Annotated in this window: 21 protein-coding genes; 12 read left to right on the forward strand and 9 right to left on the reverse strand. The window is 70.9% G+C overall.

Translation table 11 applies throughout. The features are described from left to right. Window positions 1-69: 69 nt before the first annotated feature. Together serS and ACFYZA_RS20990 are read left to right on the forward strand one after the other, a co-directional pair. Entirely contained in the window at window positions 70-1,353 is a 1,284-nt protein-coding gene (gene serS / locus ACFYZA_RS20985; RefSeq protein WP_382582979.1) for a serine--tRNA ligase, read from the forward strand. Continuing rightward, entirely contained in the window at window positions 1,354-2,202 is an 849-nt protein-coding gene (locus tag ACFYZA_RS20990) for an HAD family hydrolase (protein ID WP_382582982.1), read from the forward strand. It abuts the gene before it with no gap. Between the two features lie 324 nt (window positions 2,203-2,526). On the opposite strand, the gene ACFYZA_RS20995 is transcribed toward ACFYZA_RS20990, so the two are convergent. Continuing rightward, on the reverse strand, window positions 2,527-3,213 hold the full coding sequence (locus ACFYZA_RS20995) for a rhomboid-like protein (RefSeq protein ID WP_388492094.1): 687 nt from the start codon (window positions 3,211-3,213) through the stop codon (window positions 2,527-2,529). Between the two features lie 97 nt (window positions 3,214-3,310). Between ACFYZA_RS20995 and ACFYZA_RS21000 the strand changes: the two genes are divergently transcribed. Both ACFYZA_RS21000 and ACFYZA_RS21005 read left to right on the forward strand, forming a co-directional pair. Continuing rightward, entirely contained in the window at window positions 3,311-4,045 is a 735-nt protein-coding gene (locus tag ACFYZA_RS21000; protein ID WP_388492096.1) for a FadR/GntR family transcriptional regulator, read from the forward strand. A gap of 147 nt (window positions 4,046-4,192) precedes the next feature. Beyond that, on the forward strand, window positions 4,193-5,470 hold the full coding sequence (locus ACFYZA_RS21005) for a CynX/NimT family MFS transporter (protein WP_388492098.1): 1,278 nt from the start codon (window positions 4,193-4,195) through the stop codon (window positions 5,468-5,470). 105 nt (window positions 5,471-5,575) lie between these two features. On the opposite strand, the gene ACFYZA_RS21010 is transcribed toward ACFYZA_RS21005, so the two are convergent. The 4 genes from ACFYZA_RS21010 to ACFYZA_RS21025 are packed head-to-tail and all read right to left on the reverse strand — an operon-like array spanning window position 5,576 to window position 9,163. After that, window positions 5,576-6,295 (reverse strand): ABC transporter permease, encoded by a 720-nt coding sequence (locus tag ACFYZA_RS21010; RefSeq protein ID WP_382582992.1) that lies wholly within the window; start codon window positions 6,293-6,295, stop codon window positions 5,576-5,578. 30 nt (window positions 6,296-6,325) lie between these two features. Further along, window positions 6,326-7,237 (reverse strand): ABC transporter ATP-binding protein, encoded by a 912-nt coding sequence (locus ACFYZA_RS21015; RefSeq protein WP_382582996.1) that lies wholly within the window; start codon window positions 7,235-7,237, stop codon window positions 6,326-6,328. Further along, complete coding sequence (locus ACFYZA_RS21020) at window positions 7,234-8,121, reverse strand: ABC transporter permease (protein ID WP_388492100.1); 888 nt, start codon at window positions 8,119-8,121, stop codon at window positions 7,234-7,236. The genes ACFYZA_RS21015 and ACFYZA_RS21020 overlap by 4 nt, the downstream gene beginning before the upstream one ends. After that, window positions 8,111-9,163, reverse strand: a complete 1,053-nt coding sequence (locus ACFYZA_RS21025; protein ID WP_388492101.1) for an ABC transporter ATP-binding protein — start codon at window positions 9,161-9,163, stop codon at window positions 8,111-8,113. The genes ACFYZA_RS21020 and ACFYZA_RS21025 overlap by 11 nt, the downstream gene beginning before the upstream one ends. Before the next feature lie 224 nt (window positions 9,164-9,387). On the opposite strand from ACFYZA_RS21025, the gene ACFYZA_RS21030 reads away from it, so the two are divergent. Genes ACFYZA_RS21030 through ACFYZA_RS21045 form a run of 4 tightly spaced genes read left to right on the forward strand, consistent with a single transcriptional unit; the run spans window position 9,388 to window position 13,905 of the window. Beyond that, complete coding sequence (locus tag ACFYZA_RS21030) at window positions 9,388-10,236, forward strand: M24 family metallopeptidase (RefSeq protein WP_382583005.1); 849 nt, start codon at window positions 9,388-9,390, stop codon at window positions 10,234-10,236. Between the two features lie 11 nt (window positions 10,237-10,247). Further along, window positions 10,248-12,011, forward strand: a complete 1,764-nt coding sequence (locus tag ACFYZA_RS21035; protein WP_388492275.1) for an SDR family oxidoreductase — start codon at window positions 10,248-10,250, stop codon at window positions 12,009-12,011. Further along, window positions 12,008-12,940, forward strand: a complete 933-nt coding sequence (locus tag ACFYZA_RS21040; RefSeq protein WP_388492102.1) for a metal-dependent hydrolase — start codon at window positions 12,008-12,010, stop codon at window positions 12,938-12,940. The genes ACFYZA_RS21035 and ACFYZA_RS21040 overlap by 4 nt, the downstream gene beginning before the upstream one ends. 11 nt (window positions 12,941-12,951) lie before the next feature. Next, window positions 12,952-13,905: a MerR family transcriptional regulator gene (locus ACFYZA_RS21045; protein ID WP_388492103.1), complete on the forward strand. Its 954-nt coding sequence runs from the start codon at window positions 12,952-12,954 to the stop codon at window positions 13,903-13,905. A gap of 162 nt (window positions 13,906-14,067) precedes the next feature. Here ACFYZA_RS21045 and ACFYZA_RS21050 read toward each other — a convergent pair whose 3' ends face one another. After that, window positions 14,068-15,495 carry a carotenoid oxygenase family protein gene (locus ACFYZA_RS21050; protein ID WP_388492104.1) on the reverse strand — a complete coding sequence of 476 codons (1,428 nt, stop codon included), beginning with the start codon at window positions 15,493-15,495 and terminating at the stop codon, window positions 14,068-14,070. A 2-nt stretch (window positions 15,496-15,497) separates the two neighbouring features. Then, window positions 15,498-16,055 carry a hypothetical protein gene (locus tag ACFYZA_RS21055; RefSeq protein ID WP_382583017.1) on the reverse strand — a complete coding sequence of 186 codons (558 nt, stop codon included), beginning with the start codon at window positions 16,053-16,055 and terminating at the stop codon, window positions 15,498-15,500. A 112-nt stretch (window positions 16,056-16,167) separates the two neighbouring features. Between ACFYZA_RS21055 and ACFYZA_RS21060 the strand changes: the two genes are divergently transcribed. The 3 genes from ACFYZA_RS21060 (at window position 16,168) to ACFYZA_RS21070 (ending at window position 17,827) form a co-directional block, all read left to right on the forward strand. After that, complete coding sequence (locus ACFYZA_RS21060) at window positions 16,168-16,683, forward strand: PadR family transcriptional regulator (RefSeq protein WP_388492106.1); 516 nt, start codon at window positions 16,168-16,170, stop codon at window positions 16,681-16,683. Between the two features lie 62 nt (window positions 16,684-16,745). Further along, window positions 16,746-17,336, forward strand: a complete 591-nt coding sequence (locus ACFYZA_RS21065; RefSeq protein WP_388492108.1) for an RNA 2'-phosphotransferase — start codon at window positions 16,746-16,748, stop codon at window positions 17,334-17,336. A gap of 26 nt (window positions 17,337-17,362) precedes the next feature. Beyond that, on the forward strand, window positions 17,363-17,827 hold the full coding sequence (locus ACFYZA_RS21070) for a hypothetical protein (protein ID WP_388492110.1): 465 nt from the start codon (window positions 17,363-17,365) through the stop codon (window positions 17,825-17,827). Here the strand turns inward: ACFYZA_RS21070 and ACFYZA_RS21075 are convergent. After that, a complete protein-coding gene (locus ACFYZA_RS21075) occupies window positions 17,824-18,723 on the reverse strand; it encodes an LLM class flavin-dependent oxidoreductase (RefSeq protein ID WP_388492111.1) in 900 nt (299 codons plus the stop codon). The two genes, ACFYZA_RS21070 and ACFYZA_RS21075, sit on opposite strands and share 4 nt — an antisense overlap. A 216-nt stretch (window positions 18,724-18,939) precedes the next feature. Between ACFYZA_RS21075 and ACFYZA_RS21080 the strand changes: the two genes are divergently transcribed. Further along, complete coding sequence (locus ACFYZA_RS21080) at window positions 18,940-19,809, forward strand: HAD family hydrolase (protein ID WP_388492112.1); 870 nt, start codon at window positions 18,940-18,942, stop codon at window positions 19,807-19,809. A gap of 172 nt (window positions 19,810-19,981) precedes the next feature. Here the strand turns inward: ACFYZA_RS21080 and ACFYZA_RS21085 are convergent, their stop codons facing one another. After that, on the reverse strand, window positions 19,982-21,739 hold the full coding sequence (locus ACFYZA_RS21085) for a GAF domain-containing sensor histidine kinase (protein ID WP_382583032.1): 1,758 nt from the start codon (window positions 21,737-21,739) through the stop codon (window positions 19,982-19,984). Between the last annotated feature and the right edge of the window lie 3 nt (window positions 21,740-21,742).

The raw sequence follows: 21,742 nt of genomic DNA on the forward strand, positions 1-21,742 counted from the left end.
ACACGCGCGTCGTGGGCACACGGGATATACCGGTGGGGTGCGGGGAGTGCGCACCGGTAGCCTGGAGGGGTGATTGACCTTCGCCTGCTCCGTGAGGACCCCGACCGTGTTCGCGCCTCCCAGCGCGCCCGTGGAGAGGACGTCGCCCTCGTCGACGCCCTGCTCTCCGCCGACGAGCTGCGCAGGTCCTCGGGCCTCCGCTTCGACGAGCTGCGCTCCGAGCAGAAGTCGCTCGGCAAGCTCATCCCCAAGGCCACGCCGGACGAGCGCGCCGACCTCCTGAAGAAGGCCGAGCAGCTCAAGAGCGACGTCAAGGCCGCCGAGGCCGCGCAGAACGACGCCGACGAGCGGGCCAAGCACCTGCTCCTCCAGCTCGGCAACATCGTCCACACGGACGTGCCGGTCGGCGGCGAAGAGGACTTCGTCGTCCTGGAGACGCACGGCACCATCCGCGACTTCGGCGCCGAGGGCTTCGAGCCCAAGGACCACCTGGAGCTCGGCGAGTCGCTCGGCGCCATCGACGTCGAGCGCGGCGCCAAGGTGTCCGGCTCGCGCTTCTACTACCTGACCGGTGTCGGCGCGCTCCTGGAGCTCGCCCTCGTCAACGCCGCGATCGCCCAGGCCACCGAGGCCGGGTTCATCCCGATGCTGACGCCGGCCCTGGTCCGCCCGCGCGCCATGGAAGGCACCGGCTTCCTCGGCCAGGCCGCCGAGAACGTGTACCACCTGGAGAAGGACGACTACTACCTGGTCGGCACCTCCGAGGTCCCGCTCGCGGCGTACCACATGGACGAGATCATCGACGCGGACAAGCTGCCGCTGCGCTACGCCGGCTTCTCGCCGTGCTTCCGCCGCGAGGCCGGAACGTACGGCAAGGACACCCGGGGCATCTTCCGGGTGCACCAGTTCGACAAGGTCGAGATGTTCTCCTACGTCCACCCGGACGACGCCGAGAACGAGCACAAGCGGCTCCTCGACTGGGAGAAGCAGTGGCTGACCGCCCTCGAACTGCCCTTCCAGGTCATCGACGTCGCCACCGGTGACCTCGGCTCCTCCGCCTCGCGCAAGTTCGACTGCGAGGCCTGGATCCCCACCCAGGGCAAGTACCGCGAGCTGACCTCGGCCTCGAACTGCGACGGCTTCCAGGCCCGCCGCCTGTCGGTGCGCATGCGCGACAACAGCGACGGCAAGAGCAAGGTCACCCCGCTGTCCACCCTGAACGGCACGCTCTGCGCGGTCCCGCGCACCATCGTGGCGATCCTGGAGAACCACCAGCAGGCCGACGGCACCGTGCGCGTCCCGGCCGTGCTCCGCCCCTACCTGGGCGGCCGCACCGTCCTGGAGCCGAAGTAGATGCAGCCTGGAGCCGATCTCCAAGTCAGCACCGCCGTGGGGCGCCCGTTCCCGTACAAGCTGATCGCGACCGACCTCGACGGGACGCTGCTGCGCTCCGACGGGTCGGTCTCGCAGCGCACCCGTGACGCGCTGGCCGCCGCCACCGAGGCCGGCGCCGCACACATCGTGGTGACCGGCCGGGCGGTCCCCTGGACCCGTCACATCCTCGACGACCTCGGGTACGACGGGCTCGCCGTCTGCGGCCAGGGCGCGCAGGTCTACCACGCCGGCGAACACCGGCTGCTGACCTCGGTCACCCTGGACCGCCAGCTCGCCGGGCTCGCCCTGTCCAAGATCGAGGCCGAGATCGGGCCGCTCGCGCTCGCCGCGAGCCGCGACGGCATCGACGGCGACGTCCTGGTCGGCCCCGGCTACCAGGTCCAGGAGGGCCCGCTCCCGGTCCGCTCCTTCGAGGACCTCACCGAGCTGTGGTCGGCGCCCCTGAACAAGGTCTACATCCAGCACCCCGGGTACGACGACGACGCTCTGGCGAAGATCACCCGCCAGGTCGTCGGCAGCCTGGTGGACGTGGTCATGGCAGGCGCCGGCGTCGTGGAACTGCTCCCGCTCGGCCTCAGCAAGGCGACCGGCCTCTCGCTGGCCGCACGCCGGCTCGGCCGCAAGGCGGCGGACACGATCGCGTTCGGGGACATGCCCAACGACATCCCGATGTTCGGTTGGGCCCAGCACGGGGTGGCGATGGCCAACGCCCACGACGAGCTGAAGGCCGTGGCCCACGAGATCACCGCCTCCAACGACGACGACGGGATCGCCGTGGTCCTGGAGCAGCTCCTCGCACAGAGCTGACCGGTACGGGTCGGCACGGATCAGCTCTGGCCGGTACGGGTCAGCGCTCGTCGGTAGGGATCAGTGCCGGCCGGTACGGGTCGGTACTGATCGGCCGGCCACAGGCACGCTGGGCATGGGTAAGGGGCGTCCGCCATTGCGGGCGCCCCTTACCCATGTGGGAGGGGCGGCCTCGCGCTGACGCGCGCTCGAAGCGGCCGCCCCGGGCAACCGCGCACGGGCGGCCCTTCGGAGCCGTCGGTGCTGCTCCGATGCCTGCCCCGCGCGGCCCCGCCGTGCTCGATCCCCCGTGCGGCGGGTCCGCGTCTGCCGTGTGCGGTTGCCTCAACTACTGTGCCCGGCACGGTCGTTGGGCGCCACCGAATTAGGGACGGGCACCCCTCGGGTGAGCGGCCAGCAGGCGAAGCCGATGAACAGCGCGGTCACATGGCCGAGGTCGGTGTACGTACCGCCGCTCGCGAGCGGGATGCCGAAGAAGCCGAGCACCCCCACGAGGTAGAGCCAGCGCCAGGGGTGGGGCAGCCGGTAGACGAGGATGCCCGCCGACGCGGCGAGCCCGTAACTGACCCCGATGTCCACGACATGGGACATGGCGTGCGCGAGCCGCTTGGGCAGATGCTGGTTCTGGATCGACCACAGGACGTACTCCTGGCTGATCAGGGTCGCCACCACATGTCCGACGACGACCGTGCACAGCCAGCGCAGCGTGCCGAGCCAGCGCTCCACCGTGCCGTGGACGACCTCGAACAGCACCAGGTACAGGACGACCGAGGACGGGTTCTCGATCCAGAACGCGCTGGTGAACAGGGACTGCACGGGGTGCCGGGTCAGCTCATGGATGTTGCTGCTGTTGCGGTGCAGCAGAAAGCGTTCCAGGCCCTGTGTGGAGAGCTGGATGACGAGGCTGGTGATGGCGATGACCAGCAGCCAGATGTGCGTCCCTGGCGTGGAACGCACCCAGGAGCGGACCGGCCGCGAGCGCTCGCCGCCACGGTGGAGCAGGGTCGTCATCCTTAGATGATGGCCCGGAACCCTGTGCACCACATGGAAAGCCGTTCCGACGCAGTTGTAGGATGACTGGGCAACCGGGTGAATGGAGTGGACTGACGTGGCTCTTCGAACGGCGGGACGGCAGTCCCTGGTGGACACCGTGGTCGATCAGCTGAAGGCCCAGCTGACCAATGGCGAGTGGGCGGTCGACGACCGCATTCCGACCGAGCACGAGCTCGCCGAGCAGCTGGCCGTCGGCCGCAACACGGTCCGCGAGGCGGTACGCGTCCTCGTGCACGCCGGGCTGCTGGAATCCCGCCAGGGCAACGGCACCTTCGTACGCTCGACGGCCGACCCCTCCGCCGTCCTCCAGGGAATCCGCGCCGCCGACGCCCTTGACGTACTCGAACTCCGCGTCGCTTTGGAGGCCGAGGCCGCCCGGCTCGCCGCCGAACGCCGGGACACCGCCGACATGGTGGCGCTGCGGGGCGCCCTGGAGACCCTGCGCGCACACGGCGACCGCGCCGCCGACGCCGACATGGCGTTCCACCTGGGCGTGGTGCAGGCCACCCACAACCCGGCGTTCATCGAGGTCTACCGGTTCTTCTCGGTGCAGGTGCACGAAAGCCTGATCACCTCGCTGCGCGACCAGGAGATGCCCCCGATCGACCTCGACACCCACGAAGGCCTTGTCGAGGCGATCGAGAGCGGCGACCCGGCGGCCGCGGAGCGGGCGGTGCGCGAACTGCTCCGCAAGCCACTGGAGGCGGTCCGGGCGGTGGCGGCGCGGGCGAAATCCGGCGGCCGAACCCCGGCGGACCGTTCGGCCCCACAGCCGAAATCTGAAATCTGACCACCAACCGCTGACCATCAGCCGCTAACCGCCGCCGGCCGACCGCCGACCGCCAAAACGCCAGCGGCCGAGGCCAGCGCGGCGGCCCGCCAAGAACCGCCGGCCACCACCGTCCGACACCGTCCGACACCGAGAAAGGTGCCTGTTTTGTCACGCCCGGATACCGATCACCTGCTGTTGCCCGACGCCGAGGCCGACGTACGGCCCTCGCCCCAGGGCGCCGCCGCGCGGCGGGCGCTGCTCGCGCATCCGGTGGTGCTGCTGATCGGGATCGTGCTGGCGTCGGTGAACATGCGGGCGGCGCTGGCCAGTGTGTCGCCGCTGGTGAGCGACATCAGCCAGTCGTTCGGCCTGTCCTCCACGGCGAGCAGCCTGGTGACCTCGGTACCCGTGCTCTTCCTCGGTCTAGGCGCGCTGGTGGCGCCGTGGCTGGCCCGCCGCTTCGGGAGCGAGCCGGTCCTGCTGTTCGCCCTGCTGCTCCTGGCCGTCGGCATCCTGGTGCGGGTGGCGCCATCGGCGGTGGCGCTGTACGGCGGTGGCGTACTCGTCGGCACGGCGATAGCCCTGCTCAACGTGCTGATGCCCGGCCTGATCAAGCGGGACTTCCCGGACCGGGCCGCGTCGATGACGTCGGTCTACACCGGCGCGATGATCGCGGGCGCGACGCTGGTGGCCGCGTCATCGGTGCCGCTGGAGAAGGCGTTCGGCGGCAGCTGGGAGGCCTCCCTCGCGGTGTGGTCCCTGCTCGCGGTCCTCGCGGCGGTCGCGTGGCTGCCGCAGGTCCTGATCGCCCGCGGCCGTACGGGTCATGAGGTGCGGGTCGCGAGCACCCCGGCCGCTTCCGGGTCCGCCGGGAAGAGCGTGTGGCGTTCGGCCCTGGCCTGGCAGGTCACCCTCTTCATGGGGCTCCAGTCGCTCTGGTCGTACGTGCTGATCGCCTGGATGCCGACGATCTTCACGGACCACGGGATGAGCCGCTCCACGGCGGGCGTGATCTTCGCGTTCAACAACCTGATCCAGGTGGCGGGCGCCTTCGCCGTACCGCTCCTGGCCGGCCGGATGCGCAGCCAGCGTCCCCTGATCGTCCTGGTCACCTCGCTGGTCGCGGCCGGGTACGCGGGCCTGATGATCGCCCCGGTGAGCGGCGCGTGGCTGTGGGCGGGGGTCCTCGGCGTCGGGCAGGGCGGCGCGGTGGGCCTGGCCCTCACGATGATCGTGCTGCGCTCGGGCGACGCCCAGACGGCGGCCCGTCTCTCCGGCATGGCCCAGACCGTCGGTTATCTGCTGGCCGCCGTCGGCCCCCTCGCCGCGGGCGCGGTCCACCAGGCCACGGGCGGCTGGACGGTCCCGATCGGCCTCGTTCTCGGCGTGTGCGCGGCGGCCCTGGCGGTGGGGCTCTTCGCGGCGCGGGACCGGACCGTTTGAGGCCGGTCCGGCTGAGCCGGGGGCGGCTCCGGCTCGTCGGTCAACAGGCGGTGCCCGACGACCAGTTGTGTCGTCGGGCACCGTTCTTGGCCGGGGAAACCCCCGTCACTCCTCCCCGGCCAGCTTGAGGGTGCGCAGCTTCTGGCCCGCGTACCAGGTGGCCACGGCGGTCACGCCCACCAGCAGGATCACGGCGAGTGGCAGGCCCACGTCGGAGGAGATCACTCCGTTCTCGCCGATGCGCTGGGCGAGGGCGAGCGACCACTGCTGCACGCTCAGGGTGCGCGCACCCGGCACCAGGCTGCCGAACAGCGACTCCCAGACCAGGGCGTAGACCAGGCCGAAGACCACGGCGTGCCGGGTGACGGTGCCGAGCAGCAGGAAGACCGCGGCGTAGGCGATGGACGCGACGAGCGCGGCCACGGTGTAGGCGATGGCGATCTGCTGGCCGTTGCCGTTCAGGATGAACCCGGCGATGAGCGTCGGGATGGCGGAGAACGCCATCGTGACGGCGATCGCGACGATCAGCTTGGTGAAGATGATCGTCGACCGCTTCACCGGCTTGGCGAGCAGATAGACGATGGAACCGTCGTCGATCTCCGGACCGATGGCGCCCGTACCGGCGATGACACCGATCAGCGGCACCATCGTGGCCAGCGCGAAACTGCCGAGGAGATCGGCGGTGACCTGGTCGTCGGCCCCGCTGAGGGAGCGGACGGCCACGGAGATCACGATGAGCAGGGCGGGCAGGACGAAGAGAATGGCGGCCCGGCGGCGGCCGAGCAGGGCCCGGTAGGTGAGCCGGGCGACGGTCGGGTTGTACATGAGAACGTCACCGCTCCTTTCTGGAGGCGCTCAGGCCGCTACGAGGTAGGAGAAGACGGATTCGAGGGACTCGTCGGAGGGCGAGACCGTCAGCAGGCGGATGCCGTGCGCCTTGGCGACCTGCGGGAGCAGCGTGGTGAACCGGCCGAAGTCGACGGCCTGGACGAGCAGCGCGCCCTCCTTGTGGTCCACCTCGATCCCGGCGGTCGAGGGGTCGGCGATCAGGGCGGCGGCCAGTGCGCGGTCGTCGCTGGAGCGGATCAGATAGCGGTGCGGGCGGTCCGTCATGAGGCGGCGGATCTTGCGGAAGTCGCCGCTGGCCGCGTGCCGTCCGGCGACGATGACCTCGATGTGCGAGGCGAGCTGCTCGACCTCTTCGAGGATGTGGGAGGAGAACAGGACCGTGCGGCCCTCGGCTCCCATCCGCCGCAGCAGGTCCATCAGCTGCATGCGCTGGCGCGGGTCCATGCCGTTGAACGGCTCGTCGAGCAGCAGCACCGACGGATTGTGGACGAGGGCGGACGCCATCTTGACGCGCTGGCGCATGCCCTTGCTATAGGTCTGGATCTTGCGGTCCTGGGCGTACTCCATCTCGACCGTGGCCAGCGCCTGGCCGGCCTCACGGGCGCCGAGCCCGTGCAACTCGGCGTTGGCGACGACGAATTCGCGGCCCGTCAGGAAGTCGTACATGGCTTCGCGCTCGGGGACGATGCCGATCTTCTTGTAGACGGACTCGTTGCGCCAGATCTGGTCGCCGTCGAGCTTCACGGTGCCCGTGGAGGGGGCGAGGAAGCCGCCCATCATGTTGATGAGGGTGGACTTGCCCGCGCCGTTGGGGCCGAGCAGTCCGGTGACGCCGGGGCCGACCGTCATGGTGACGTCGTTGACCGCCACCACGTTGCCGAACCAGCGCGAGGTGTGGTCGATGTGGATGGTGGTCACAGCCCGACCTTCCGGTAGCGGCGCATCAGCACGGCGTACGAGCCGTAGATGAGCGCGAGGACGACGAGCAGGTAGACCGCTCCGGTTCCCGATCCCGGGCCGTGGTGGCCGGGGAAGCTGGAGCTGGCACCGAGGAACGCGGTCTGTACGCCGTCGATGAGCGTGATGGGGGAGAACAGGCCGAGCCACGGGACCGCGCCGGGGGAGCCCTGGTTGAAGGCGATGGCCTGGACCGCGGAGACGGCCGCGTAGGAGACGGTGAGGACGGCGATCACGGCAGCCACTCCGAAGCCTCGGCGCGGCGTCAGCGCGGCGATGACCAGGCCGAGGCCGGCGAAGAGGAGCGAGAGCAGTGCCACCGAGACCAGCCCCTGGGCGAACCCCTTGGTCTGGTCCGCGAAGTCGAGTTTGGCGAGCAGGGAGCCGACGTACAGGATCACCAGCGGCGCGCCGGTGATGATGAAGAGGGCCGATGCCATGGCCGCGAACTTGGCCAGGACGTAGTCGAGGCGCTCGATCGGCCGCGAGAAGTACAGCGGCACCGTCTTGAACCGCAGGTCGCGCGAGACGGTCTGGGGCGCCTGGGCCGCGATGAAGAGGCCGATGACGGCCTGCAGCAGGATCGCGTACCGCGTGTACGACACCGGAAGGTCGCTGGCCTTGGTGGCGACGGCGACCGCGATCATGATGGCCGCCGGCACGCACATCACCGCGAACAGGAGCATCGGCAGCACCTTGGACTTGGCGCTGCGGCCGAGCCCGTACGCGCCGCGCAGCGACTGCGAGAAGAGCGAGCGGCGGGCGTAGGCCCGGCCGAGCCGGGGGCCGTCGTAGTCGCGGTAGCCGATGTTGTGGATCTGGGTCTGGGCGCTGTCAGTTGCCATCGCGGCCGGCTCCCTTCTGCTCGGCGCCTGCCGCGGTGGCTGCCCACGCGGCGGCGCGTTCGGAGACCGGCTCCCGTTCCGGGGTCTGGAAGACCTCGGAGATGTGGTGACGGCGCTGTTCCATCCGTACGAGGCCGAGGCCGAGGCCGGCCACGGTGTCGCGAACCGTGTCGTAGGTGTCCTCGCCGGTGGCCTCGATGAGGAGGATGTGGCCGGCGCCCGGCAGTCCGTCCTCCACCCCGGCGTGGAGGGTGAGGCCCGCCGCGGTGAGCGCCTTGCGCACCGCCTCCGTGCCGTCGGTGTGGGTGTCGGAGTCGGTGACCTCGACGGCCAGGGTGGTGGTGGTCTGGGTGAAGTCGCTGGTGGAGCTGGACCGCAGCAACTGGCCGCCGTCGATGACCACTACGTGGTCACAGGTGCGCTCCAGCTCGCCCAGCAGGTGCGAGGTGACCAGGACCGAGATGCCGAAGTCGGTGTGGATGCGGCGGATCAGGCCGAGCATCTCGTCGCGGCCGACCGGGTCGAGGCCGTTGGTCGGCTCGTCGAGGAGCACCAACTGCGGGTCGTGGACGAGGGCTTGGGCGAGCTTGACCCGCTGCTTCATGCCGGTCGAGTAGCCGCCGATGGGCCGGTAGCGCTCCTCGTAGAGCCCCACGTGGCGCAGCGTGTCGGCGGTGCGCTCACGGGCGGCGGTGGCCGGCAGGCCCGACATGCGCGCCATGTGCACGACGAACTCGGTGGCCGAGACGTCGGGTGGCAGGCAGTCGTGCTCCGGCATGTAGCCCACCCGCTCGCGGATGGCGCTGCCGCTGGTGGCCACGTCGAGGCCGAGCACGGCGGCGGTGCCCTCCGTGGCGGGCGAGAGACCAAGAAGGATCTTGATCAACGTGGACTTGCCGGCTCCGTTGGCGCCCACCAGCCCGGTCACGCCGGGGCCGATGTCCAACGAGAGCCGGTCAAGCGCGGTCACCCTGGGGAACCGCTTGCTCAGGCTTTCGGTCGCGATCACAGTCACGTCATCGACGGTAGTGGCGCAGGACACACGGATCGTCAGCCCAGACGGCTGGATCGATGTCCGACTCCAGAGGTACGGACCCGTAGGGGAACCCGTACGTGAGGCTGATGGGGTCGCTGTCACGGGGGACGCGGTTGTCCACAACCGGCCCGTTGTCCACAGGCTGACGCAGGGCCCTTGACGCAGCCGCCGGGCATTGTCACATTCATCAGTGTCAAGTTACGCACGCGTAGGGCGACAGGGGTGGACGGATGCCATCGGCAGTGAAGGCTGAACCCGACGCGCGGCTGCGCGGGTTCAGGGAAGTGCAGAGCCTGGCGTACGAGTGCGCGGAGGCGGTGGCCGCCCAGCTCAAGCCGGGGGTGACCGAGCGGGAGGCCGCGCGGATGCAGCGGGACTGGCTGCGCGAGCGGGGCGTGCGGGACTGGTTCCACCTGCCGTTCGCCTGGTTCGGCGACCGCACCGCGTTCGCGAACTTCCGCATACCGCTGCAGTTCTTCCCCACCAGCCGGCGCCTGGAGGCGGGGATGCCGTTCATCCTCGACATGGCCCCGGTCTACCGGGGCTACACCGCGGACATCGGCTATTCGGGCTGCCTCGGCCTCAACCCGGTGCACAACCGGCTGCTCGCCGACCTGGAGGCGCACCGCGCCCTCATCCTGCGCGAGGTGCGCGAGAAGCGGCCGCTGCGCGAGATCTACGAGGACGTGGAGCGGCTCATGGTCCGCCAGGGCTATGCCAACCGGCACCGGGCCTATCCGTTCGGCGTGATCGCCCACAAGATCGACCGGGTGAAGGAGCGCCGCTGGTCGCCGAACGTCTTCGGGTTCGGCACCCAGGCGCTGAAGGGGCTGGCCGGCGACGCGCTGCACGGCCACCGGGACGGCTGGTCGCCGCTCTGGTCCCCGTACAAGTTCTCCGACCACCCGCCCCAGCCGGGGCTCTGGGCGGTCGAGCCGCACCTCGGATTCCGGGGTACGGGCGCGAAGTTCGAGGAGATCCTGGTCGTCACCGACTCCCAGGATCCCGAGCAGAGCGCGTTCTGGCTGGACGACGACCTGCCGCATGTGCGGCGCTGGGCCGAGGAGAAGGCGGCGTGAGCGTGACGAGCGTGAACATCGAGGGAGCCCGCGAGCGCTGGGTGCGCACCGGCGGCGTGGAGCTGTGCGTGGCCGAGCTGGGGGACGCCTCTCAGCCCACCGTGCTGCTGGTGCACGGCTATCCGGACAGCAAGGAGGTGTGGTCCGAGGTCGCCGAGCGCCTTGCCGACCGCTTCCACGTGGTCCTGTACGACGTGCGCGGGCACGGCCGCTCCACGGCGCCGGCCCCGCTGCGCGGCGGCTTCACGCTGGAGAAGCTGACGGACGACTTCCTCGCGGTCGCGGACGCGGTGAGTCCGGACCGGCCGGTGCACCTGGTCGGCCACGACTGGGGCTCGGTCCAGGGCTGGGAGTTCGCGACGGTGGAGCGCACGGAGGGCCGCATAGCCTCCTTCACCTCCATGTCGGGCCCTTCGCTCGACCACTTCGGCCACTGGATCAAGAGCCGGATGAGCCGCCCGACCCCGCGCAAGGTGGCCCAGCTCTTCGGCCAGGGCGCCAAGTCCTGGTACGTGTACATGCTGCACACACCCGTCCTGCCGGAGCTGGCCTGGCGCGGGCCGCTCGGCAAGCGGTGGCCCAAGATGCTGGAGCGCCTGGAGAACGTGCCCTCGGGCGGCGGCTACCCCACCGCCTCCCTCCCGCAGGACGCGTCGCACGGCGCCTGGCTCTACCGGGACAACGTCCGCGCCCGGCTGCGCCGCCCCCGCCCCGACGCCTACGCCCATGTGCCCGTGCAGCTGATCACGCCGCTCGACGACGTGTTCCTCTCACCGAAGCTGTACGCCGAACTGGAGCACTGGGCGCCCCAGTTGGTCCGCCGGACGCTCCCGGCCAAGCACTGGGTGCCGCGCACCAGGCCCGATCAAGTGGCCGCCTGGATCGGCGAGTTCGTGCGCGCCAACGAGGACGGCATCCCGGCCAAGGAGGCCGTCGCCACGGGTCCCTACGCCGACCGGTTCGGCGGCCAGCTGGTCCTGGTGACGGGCGCGGCCAGCGGCATCGGCCGGGCCACGGCCTTCGCGTTCGCCGAGGCCGGGGCGCGGATCGTCGCCGTGGACCGGGACGCCGAGGGGGCCATGAGGACCGCGGAGATGGCCCGGCTCATCGGCGCTCCCGAGGCCTGGGGCGAGGTGGTGGACGTCAGCGACGAGCAGGCGATGGAGAAGCTCGCCGAGAAGGTGGCCACCGAGTACGGCGTCGTCGACGTCCTGGTCAACAACGCGGGCATCGGCCTGTCCGGCTCCTTCTTCGACACCACGGCGGAGGACTGGAAGAAGGTCCTCGACGTCAATCTGTGGGGCGTCATCCACGGCTGCCGCATCTTCGGCAAGCAGATGGCCGAGCGCGGCCAGGGCGGCCACATCGTCAACACCGCGTCGGCGGCCGCCTACCAGCCCTCCCGGGCACTGCCCGCCTACAGCACGTCGAAGGCCGCGGTGCTGATGCTCAGCGAGTGCCTGCGCGCCGAACTGGCCGGCCAGGGCATCGGGGTCTCGGCGATCTGTCCCGGTCTCGTCAACACCAACATCACCTCGACCACGCGCTTCGCCGGGGCCGACGCGACGGAGGAGAAGCGCCTCCAGAAGAAGACCTCGCGGCTGTACGGGCTCCGCAACTTCCCGCCGGAGAAGGTCGCTTCGGCGATCCTGCGTGCCGTGGTGAAGAACCGGGCGGTGGTGCCGGTCACCCCCGAGGCCCGCGGCGCCCACCTCATGTCCCGTTTCGCGCCGAGGACCCTGCGCGCGATCGCCCGATTGGAGCCGCCGCTGTGAGCACGGAGCGCCGGGACGGCACGAAGAGCGCGGAGCACTACCGGATATCCCCGCGGCGCGTCTCGTTCGACTGGGACGAGACGCCGCTGCACTGGATACCGGACGAGCCCACCGCCACGCATGTCATCAACGTGCTGCACCTGCTGCTTCCGGCGGGCGAGCGCTGGTTCGTGAAGGTGTTCAAGGAGGCGCTGCCGCTGGTCGACGATCCGGTGCTGCTCAAGGACGTCAAGGGGTTCATGGGCCAGGAGGCCACCCACAGCGTCCAACACGCCCATGTACTGGACCACTTGGCGCACCAGCGCCTGAACACCGAGCCCTACACCCGGCACGTCGACTTCCTCTTCGAGAAGCTCCTCGGCGAGACCCCGCCGTTCGGGGCGCCGATACCGACCCAGGAGTGGCTGCGCTTCCGGCTTTCGCTGATCGCCGCGATCGAGCAGTTCACGGCGGTCCTGGGCAACTGGGTGCTGCACGCCGACGGCCTGGACCGGGCCGAGTCCGACGCGATCATGCTGGATCTGCTGCGCTGGCACGGCGCGGAGGAGGTCGAGCACCGGGCTGTCGCCTTCGACATGTACCAGCACTGCGGCGGCTCGGGCCTGCCCCGCTATGCCCGCCGGGTCGAGGGCATGGCCGTCGTCGCGCCGGTGCTGCTGTGGCTGTGGGCGTGGGGCGCCTCCTATCTGATCCGGCACGATCCCCAGCTCGCCGGCCGGCTGCGCTACTCGCTGCGCGAGCACAACCGGGCCGTACGCCGCGGCCTGCTGCCCACCTGGAAGGAGCTGGGCTCGGCCATACCCCGCTACTTCCGCCGGTCGTACCATCCCTCGCAGGAGGGCTCCCTGCGCAAGGCCGTCGAATACCTCGCGACCTCGCCGGCGGCCCGCGCGGCGGCGGGTGCGGTGGGCCGCGCCGCCCTGGGTTAGAGGGAGTGGGTTTGTCCGGGCAGTCAGCACTTCAGCAGGTGGCGCCGACGGCGGCACCGGCCGAGTACCGGATCGAGGACCTGGCGCACGCCAGCGGTGCCACGGTCCGCACCATCCGCGCCTACCAGGACCGGGGCCTGCTGCCCCGGCCCGAGCGGCGCGGCCGTTCCAATGTGTACGGCGACACCCATCTGGCCCGGCTGCACCAGATCGCCGACCTCCTGGACCGGGGCTACACCCTGGCCTCCATCAAGGAACTCCTGGAGGCCTGGGACGCCGGGCGGGGGCTCGGCGGCGTGCTCGGTCTGGTCGCCGAGGTCAACGGCCCCTGGACGGACGAGGAGGCCGCCCGGATCTCCCGCGCCGATCTCGACGAGACCTTCGGCGGCAACCCCGACGACGGGGCCGTCGCCGAGGCGGTGGAACTCGGCATCCTGGAACGCGTCCCGGACAACGACGCCGAGTTCCTCGTCCCCAGTCCCCAAGAGCTCGCGGTGGCAGCCGAGTTGCACGCGGCCGGCGTGCCGCTCGACGCCATCTCGGGGCACCTGCGCGAGCTGCGCGGACAGGTCGAACACATCGCGGCCCGCTTCCTCGACTTCACGACGGAACACGTCTTCGCCCGCTATCTCGGCCACCGCCCTCCGACGGACACGGAGGCCGCCGAGGCAGCCGATCTGGTGCGCCGTCTGCGCCCCCTGGCCCAGCAGACGGTCGATGCCGAACTGGCCCGCGCGATGCGCCTGTTCGCCACCCGCCACCTCCAGCAACACCTGGGAGCCCCGACCGCCGCCCCCGCCGCTCCGGACCCCGGCCCGGTGCCCCTTCCCCCGGACACGATCCGGGCCGTTCAGGCCCTGGTGGGCCCGGAGAACGTCTCCGCGTTCATCACCGCCGCCGCCGAACGTGAGGTCCAGGCACGCACCTTGGATGCCCTGTCACGCCCAACTCGGGACAGCGATTAGCCCAATAGCTCTCAAATGCCCCATAAATAGACCATGTTCACCAAACTCCTTTTGTCGGGCGCTACTTGTCCACAACGCTGTCAATTTGCCTGTGGATAACGCGACTTCACTGTGGATCAAACACAACTGCTCTCCTCAATAAGGTGATTGGCGTCACCTCACTCACTGATCGGCAAGCCAGTTGCCGTGGAATCCGAACGGCACGCGCTGCGGAAGATGAACGGTCGCCACGGGCGGAGCGGCAAGATCATCCGCGTCCAGGATGACGAGATCGCTGGCGTCCCTGGCCGCGTCATACACATAGCTGAGCAGCCACCCCGGCCCGCCCGGCCGGTCGTCCGCCGGAGCGAAGGCCGCCTCCGCCGGGACCCGGCCGGCCCCGAACTCGTGCCGGGCCACGGCTCCCGTCCGCAGGTCGTACCGGAGCAGCGCCCCCGATATCGGCCCCGAGGACGGCGTCTGGGCCACCGTGACATGTCCGAACCGGGACTCGAGCCCGGCAAGCCGGTCGTCGATCCGAGGGAACTCGCACGCCTGGTCGTCGAGCTGGTCCTCCCGCACCGTGCCCGTCGCCAGGTCCAGGGTCCACTTCCACAGGCTGGGCCCGCTCGCCCCCAGCCGCTCGTACCGCACGACGTGCAGCACGATCCGCGGCCCGCGCCCGGCGCCCTCCCCAGGCTCGTCGTACGCGTTCAGCGCGTGGAAGACGTAGCAGGGATCGACCGTGAGCCAGCGCACCTCGCCGTACGGGTCGTCCCTGCGCAGCACGCCGAGCCGTGCCCCGTACTCCGCGTCCCAGCGGTAGGGGAGCCCCCCGCCCGGCCGCATCGCCGTCTCCAGGTCGAAGACGGCCGGCAGGTCCATGAACACCACATGGGAGGCGGTGAGATGGAAGTCGTGCATCATCGTGGCCGCCGGCACCTCCACGGGCCGGCTGACGGCCAACTCGCCCTGGGCGTCGACGCGGTGATAGGTGAGGAACGGCCGGTCGAGCATCCCGTACCCGAAGAAGTGCAGCTCACCGGTGACCGGGCAGGTCTTGGGATGCGCAGTCATCGCGGTGCTGAGCCGGCCGTCGAAGTCGTAGGACCCCAGCGTCTCCAGCTCACGTCCCGGGCGGCAGTCCAGTTCGTAAGGGAAGGACGACTCGACCAGGGCCAGTGTGCGCCCGGCGTGCCGCACCACGTGGGTGTTGGCGGCCCCTGCGGTCAGGTCGGTGTTTCCCTGCCGGTCGTGGACCCGGGCCCCGTCGGTGAAGGTCGAGGTGCGCACCCAGCGGTTGCGGTAGGAGCGGGCCTTGCCTCCTTCGAGCCGGACGCCATGGACCATGCCGTCCCCGAAGAACCAGTGGGCGGAGGCGGCGTCCTGCGGGTTGGGCCCGTTGCGGACGTACCAGCCGGTCAGCTCCGGCGGTATGGATCCGGTCACCGTCAGCTCGTGAGTGGTCAGCTCTTCGGCGACGGGGGCGAAGTTGCCCGCGAGGTGCGGGGCGGACGGCTTCGACGCGATGGGCGTGCCGGTCCCGGTGGAGGCGGCGCGGGGTGTGGCGGGGGTGTCGGGTGTGGTGGAGGTGCTGGGCGTGGTGGTCATCGTCAGGCGCCCTTCTGGACGGCGGCGCGGCGGGCACGCTCGGGGTACTGGGCGGTGATGACGGCCGGGACGGCGAAGCCCGCGACCTGCACGGCTATCGCGGCGGTCGTGCTCAGCGACTCGGCGTCGATGACGGCGAGAGCGGCCGCGGTCAGGGTGAAGGCGAGGGCCCAGACGGAGGTGAGCACCACGTTGATCCGGAGGAACACCGGGTTCGTCCACACCTCGCGCGGCGCCTGCCGCTTGGCGATCCCGGTGGTGAAGGGCTTGCGGACGGCCAGCGTGGCCCAGGCGGTCAGCGCCAGCCAGCCCGTGGCCAGCGCGCCGCCGTAGGCACGCAGACCGCTGTCGGGAGCGGCGAACGCTATGACGCTCAGCACTGCGAAGAAGGCGATCGTGGACTGCTCCAGGATCAGGGAGTCGGCGCTCACTCCGCGCTTGCGGTCCATGGCGAAGAGGTAGGCACCCGTGACGAGGGCGGCGAGCGCGCCCCACTGCCAGTGCGCACTGCCGACGGCGGCGAAGACGATCCACGGGATGAATCCGCGCAGGTAGTTCATGGGAGTCCCCTCTGTTCCGAGCGTTCCGCTCAGCTCCACATTCCAACTTCGACATGTCGAATGTAGAGGTTCCTCCTTTGACGTGTCAAGGGTGGAATGTAGAGTGGTCGTCATGAGCCTTCGCCACGCAGTCCTGGGTCTGCTCGCCGACCGTCCGGCCAGCGGCTACGACCTGATGAAACGGTTCGAGACCTCGCTGGCCCACGTCTGGTCGGCGACGCAGAGCCAGGTATACGGAGAACTGGGGAAACTCGCCGACGGCGGTCTGGTCGAGGTGTCCGCCGAGGGGCCGCGGGGCCGCAAGGAGTATGCGATCACCGCCGCTGGCAGAGCCGAGCTGCACCACTGGCTCACCGAGGTCGAGCCGGTCCGCGCCCGCCGCAGCGACTCCCTGCTCCGGGTCTTCTTCCTCGGCGAGCTCACGCGGCTCGAAGCGCGTACCTATCTGCTCAGCGAGGCCGAGCGCTCGGCCCACCAGCTCGCCGGGCTCAAGGAGGCGGAGGCGGCCATCGACTGGGGCGACGATCCGCTCTCGGTGCACGGCCGCCTCGCCATGGAGTACGGCAAGCGGCTCAGCGAGATGCACGAGGAGTGGGCCCGGTGGGCGGCGGGGCAGCTGACACCCTGACCGGTCGCACCGCCGGGAAAACAGGGGTGCCGCAGCCCCCTCCGGCCCGGCACCCTGACGACATGACAGACATCCCGCAGAAGCGGTCGTCCGGGAGCGCCCGGCCGCTCCCGGACGACCGACGCGCCGTCAAGGTGTCCAAGTACCTCTCGAAGCACCTGCGCCACCAGCCCGAGCGGATCGGTCTCGCCCTCGACCCGAACGGCTGGGTGGACATCGACGTACTGCTGCACGCCGCGGCCGGGCACCGCTTCCCCATCACCCGTGCCGAGCTGGACCATGTGGTCGCCACCAACGACAAGCGGCGCTTCGCCGTGGAGGGCGGCCGGATCCGCGCCAGCCAGGGCCACACCGTGGCCGTCGACCTCGGCCTGCCGCCCGCCGAACCGCCCGCGTACCTCTACCACGGCACCGTGGCCCGCACGATGGACGCCATCCGCGCCGAGGGGCTGCGCCCCATGGACCGCCACCACGTGCACCTCTCGCCCGACCGGGAGACCGCCGCCAGGGTCGGTGCCCGGCGCGGCCGTCCCGTGGTCCTCAGCGTCGACGCCGGGGCGATGCACCACGCCGGCCATGTCTTCCACATCAGCGCCAACGGGGTCTGGCTCACGCGGTCCGTGCCGCCGGAGTACTTGCGGCTGCCCGCCTGAGCGGCGCGCTTGGCATGATCGGTCCCATGCGCCGACCCCACCTGCACAGCACCGAGTCCGTGGTCACCGCGATCCGCGCGATCGCCGACGAGTACCGCCTCGATGTCGAGGTCACCGACGACATCGGCGCCGACCGGACCTCCCGCCGCAGCTCCGCCGGGGTGTTCGCGGTGGTGGACCCGGACGGCTCACTGCCGCACGAGGCGTACGTCGAACTCGGCGGGACGCCCTCCGTATCGGTGCGGGTCTATCCGGAGGACGACGCCCAGATCACCGTCGACGGCGTGGTGTTCGACGACGTTCCGCGCGACGACGTGCCCGTCTTCCTGCGCTCCGTCTACGGCGGAATCGCCCACGTCAGGGGCCGTTTCTTCCCGCCGGGCTGGTGGCTGGTCGTGCCGCTGCCCGGCGACGAGACCTACAAGGAACTGGTGCTGCTCGGCGCGCTCACCCCCTGGATGAGCGCGCGCGTCCGCGGCCGCAAGGGCTAACGACCGAGCTGAGCGAGCCCCTCCGTCGCGATCTGCTCGAAGACCTTCGGGTCGGCCGCGAAGTCCGAGTCCGGGATCGGCGCGTGCAGCACGATCTCGGTGAAGCCGAGCTCGAAGTGACGGCCCGCGAAGTCCACGAACGCGTCGAGGGACTCCAGCGGGCGGCCGGGCTGCGGGGTGAAGCCGGTGAGCAGGATCTTGTCCAGCTCACCCACATCGCGTCCCGTCTCCTCGCAGGCCGCGCCCAGCTTCTTGATCTGTCCCCGGATCGCCTCCACGGACTCCTCGGGGGTGCCGGACTCGAACAGCTTCGGGTCGCCCGTCGTCACCCAGGCCTGCCCGTGCCTCGCCGCGAGCCGCAGCCCGCGCGGGCCGGTCGCCGCCACCGCGAAGGGGATCCTCGGCCGCTGCACACAGCCGGGCAGATTGCGTGCCTCCACCGCCGAGTAGAAGGTGCCGTCGTACGTCACCGAGTCCTCGGTGAGCAGCCGGTCGAGCAGCGGAACGAACTCGCCGAACCGGTCGGCCCGTTGACGCGGCGTCCACGCCTCCTGGCCCAGCGCGGTGGCGTCGAACCCGTTGCCGCCGGCGCCGATCCCGAGGGTGATCCGGCCGTTCGACACGTCGTCGAGCGTGATCAGGTCCTTGGCCAGGGTCACCGGGTGCCGGAAGTTCGGCGAGGTGACGAGGGTGCCGAGACGCAGCCGGGTGGTGGCGGCAGCGGCGGCCGTGAGCGTGGGGACCGCCCCGAACCACGGGCCGTCGCGGAATGTCCGCCAGGACAGATGGTCATAGGTGTACGCGGTGTGGAACCCCAGTTCCTCGGCGCGCAGCCACTCGTCGCGACCGCCGTCGTGCCAGCGGCGTACCGGGAGAATCACAGTGCTCAATCGCATGGCTCGACCCTACGAGAGATCGAGCGGGTGTGACATCGACTGCGCGGCGCGGACGGCGGCGCCGTTTACGGCCGGTCGGGCCTGGGGCCGCGGCTGAACGCCGAGCTCCGGTGCGTGGCGTCCGTACGCCCCCTCGTGCCCCAGGCGCACCGCCGAGCGCTCTCATCTGTGCGCCACCTCGCACGCCCGTGCGCTTGCGTACGGAACAATGGCCAGGTGACCTCTGCTACGGACCCCGCCCCGGCCATCCGCCCCGTGCCCACCGCACCGCGGCTCATCGCGACCGACCTGGACGGCACCCTGCTGCGCGACGACAAGTCCGTGTCGGACCGTACGGTCGCGGCCCTCGCCGCCGCCGAGGAGGCGGGCATCGAGGTCTTCTTCGTCACCGGCCGCCCGGCCCGCTGGATGGACGTCGTCAGGGCCCACGTCCACGGCCACGGCCTGGCCATCTGCGGCAACGGCGCGGCCGTCGTGGATCTGCACGGCGACGGCGGTGGCCCCCGCTTCGTGAAGGTGCGGCCGCTGGAGCGGGCCGCCGCCCTCGACGTCGTCACCCTCCTGCGCGCGGCCGTACCGGGCACGTCCTTCGCGGTCGAGCGCACCGGCGGATTCCACCACGAACTCGCCTATCCCCCCATGCACATGGACCCCGCGGCGAGCATCGCGCCCGTCGAGAAGCTCCTTGCCGGGGACGCCGGCCCGGCGAACCAGCCAGTGCTCAAGGTGCTCGCCTTCCACCCCGAGCTGACCCCCGACGACTTCCTCGCGCTGGCCCGCACGGCGGTCGGCGCGCGGGCCGAGATCACCCGGTCCAGCCCGACCGCGCTCCTGGAGATCAGCGGCCCCGGCGTCTCGAAGGCCTCCACCCTCGCGCTGTGCTGCGCCGAGCGCGGCATCTCGCCCGCCGAGGTGGTGGCCTTCGGCGACATGCCGAACGACATGGAGATGCTGAGCTGGGCCGGCACGTCGTATGCGATGGGCAACGCCCATCCCGACGTGCTGACCACGGCGTCCGCCCGCACGGCCGCCAACAACGAGGACGGCGTGGCGGTCGTGATCGAGCAGATCCTCAAGGCTCTCTGACGCCCGGGAGGCGCTCGCTGTCTCCTGGCGCACCGTGTGCCGTGCGGGCTCGTTTCACGTGAAACGAGCCCGGTGTTTCACGTGAAACACACCAGAGCGCCGACGAGCCGCCGCTATCGGATCGCGTGCCGCGACCACATAGGACGGACCGCAAGAGGACCGCGGAGGCTCGTCAGAGCGGGGCTTCCCACACGACGGTCGTGCCGCCACCGCCGTCTCCGAGCCCGGGGCCGTACGAGCTCGATCCGCCCAGTGCCTCCGCGCGCCGCTGAAGGTTGCGCAGTCCGCTGCGGCGGCCGCCCGGCGGGATGCCCACCCCGTTGTCCGCGACCGTCAGGCGCACCCCGGCGCTGCCGTCCGGCAGCTGGGCCGTGGCGTCGATGACGACCTCGATCCGGGACGCCTCGGCGTGACGGAAGGCGTTCGAGAGGGCCTCACGCAGGGCCGCGATCAGGTTCTTGCCGGTCAGCTCGCCGACCAGGGTGTCCACGGCGCCGAGGAAGCGGTGGGCCGGCTTGAAGCCGAGCGGCACGGCGGCCATGTTGATCTCTCGAAGGACCCGGGTGCGCAGCCCGGACGGCGCCTCGGCCGGGCCCTGCTGGAGCGCGAAGATCGCGGTACGGATCTCCTGGATGGTGACGTCGAGTTCATCGACCGCCTTACCGATGCCGCCCTGCACCTCGGGCACGATGGACTTGCGCTGGGCGCCCTCCAGCATCATCCCGGTGGCGAAGAGCCGCTGGATGACGAGGTCGTGCAGATCACGCGCGATCCGGTCGCGGTCCTCGTACACCGCGAGCCGTTCCCGGTCCCGCTGGGCCTCCGCCATCATCAGGGCGAGCGCCGCCTGGGAGGCGAACTGGCTGGCCAGGGTCCGCTCGGCCTCAGTGAAGGGGCGCCCGCCGCGCACCCGGGGCGTGGCGAGGGCGCCGAGGACCCGGCCGCCGCTCTGCAGGGGCAGCAGCATGCTCGGCCCGTAGCGCTCGGACAGCTTGGTGATCATGCGGGGGTCGGTGGCGGCGTCGTCGACGAAGACGGCCTCGCCCTCCAGCAGGGTCGTGACGACCGGGCTCTCCGGCGGGATCACCATGCCGAGCGAGACGCGCGGGTTGTCGGCGGAGACGGCGACGATCTCCAGGCCGCCCTCCTCCGCGGGCAGCAGCACTATGCCGGCGTCGGAGACGGCGAGGTGGCGCGCCTGCTCGGCGACGACCTCCAGCGCGTCGTCCGCGTCGCCGCCCGACAGCAGGGCCGTGGTGACGGCGACCGAGCCGTCGATCCACCGCTCGCGCTGGCGCGCCGCCTCGTAGAGCCGCGCGTTGCCGATGGCGATCCCGGCCTCGGTGGCGAGGACCCGCACCATGTGCAGGTCGTAGTCGTTGAACTCGCGCCCGCCGTGCTTCTCGGTCAGATAGAGGTTGCCGAAGATCTGGCCCTGGACGCGGATGGGGACGCCGAGGAAGGTGCGCATCGGCGGATGGTGCGGAGGGAGCCCCGCCGAGCGCGGGTCGGCGGAGATCTCGGCGAGCTTGAGCGGCTCGGGGTGGTGGATGAGCCAGCCGAGCAGTCCGCGGTGTCCGTCGGGCCGGTGCCCGATCGCACGGGCTTCGTCGTCGCTGACCCCGTACGTCACGAAGTCGGAGAGCCCCCGGCCCTCGTCGTTGACGACGCCGATGGCCGCGTACCGCGCGTCGGCGAGCTCGGCCGCCGTCTCGCAGATGCGGTCCAGCGTGGAGTGCAGCTCAAGGCCCGTGCCGACCGAGCGCATCGCCTCGAGCAGCTGGGGCACCCGGGCGGTGAGTTCGGTGGAGAGTCCCTGCAGGCTGCGGGTGGCCCGGGTCGCCGCTTCGAGCGGGTCCTGGTCCTGGCGGTCCAGGCCCTTGTCGTCCTGGTGGCCCGTGGGCCTCTTCGGGTCTGGCGGGACAGGCATGCC

It is taken from the genome of Streptomyces sp. NPDC001828, from assembly GCF_042892175.1.
GTDB lineage: Bacteria > Actinomycetota > Actinomycetes > Streptomycetales > Streptomycetaceae > Streptomyces.

Coding starts and splice junctions, on each gene's coding strand:
- ACFYZA_RS21050 (WP_388492104.1), bottom strand. CDS start 15,495: ATGACCACCACGCCCAGCACCTCCACCACACCCGACACCCCCGCCACA.
- ACFYZA_RS21075 (WP_388492111.1), bottom strand. CDS start 18,723: ATGCGATTGAGCACTGTGATTCTCCCGGTACGCCGCTGGCACGACGGC.
- ACFYZA_RS20990 (WP_382582982.1), top strand. CDS start 1,354: ATGCAGCCTGGAGCCGATCTCCAAGTCAGCACCGCCGTGGGGCGCCCG.
- ACFYZA_RS21065 (WP_388492108.1), top strand. CDS start 16,746: ATGACAGACATCCCGCAGAAGCGGTCGTCCGGGAGCGCCCGGCCGCTC.
- ACFYZA_RS21070 (WP_388492110.1), top strand. CDS start 17,363: ATGCGCCGACCCCACCTGCACAGCACCGAGTCCGTGGTCACCGCGATC.
- ACFYZA_RS21010 (WP_382582992.1), bottom strand. CDS start 6,295: ATGTACAACCCGACCGTCGCCCGGCTCACCTACCGGGCCCTGCTCGGC.
- ACFYZA_RS21020 (WP_388492100.1), bottom strand. CDS start 8,121: ATGGCAACTGACAGCGCCCAGACCCAGATCCACAACATCGGCTACCGC.
- ACFYZA_RS21055 (WP_382583017.1), bottom strand. CDS start 16,055: ATGAACTACCTGCGCGGATTCATCCCGTGGATCGTCTTCGCCGCCGTC.
- ACFYZA_RS21085 (WP_382583032.1), bottom strand. CDS start 21,739: ATGCCTGTCCCGCCAGACCCGAAGAGGCCCACGGGCCACCAGGACGAC.
- ACFYZA_RS21030 (WP_382583005.1), top strand. CDS start 9,388: ATGCCATCGGCAGTGAAGGCTGAACCCGACGCGCGGCTGCGCGGGTTC.
- ACFYZA_RS20995 (WP_388492094.1), bottom strand. CDS start 3,213: ATGACGACCCTGCTCCACCGTGGCGGCGAGCGCTCGCGGCCGGTCCGC.
- ACFYZA_RS21060 (WP_388492106.1), top strand. CDS start 16,168: ATGAGCCTTCGCCACGCAGTCCTGGGTCTGCTCGCCGACCGTCCGGCC.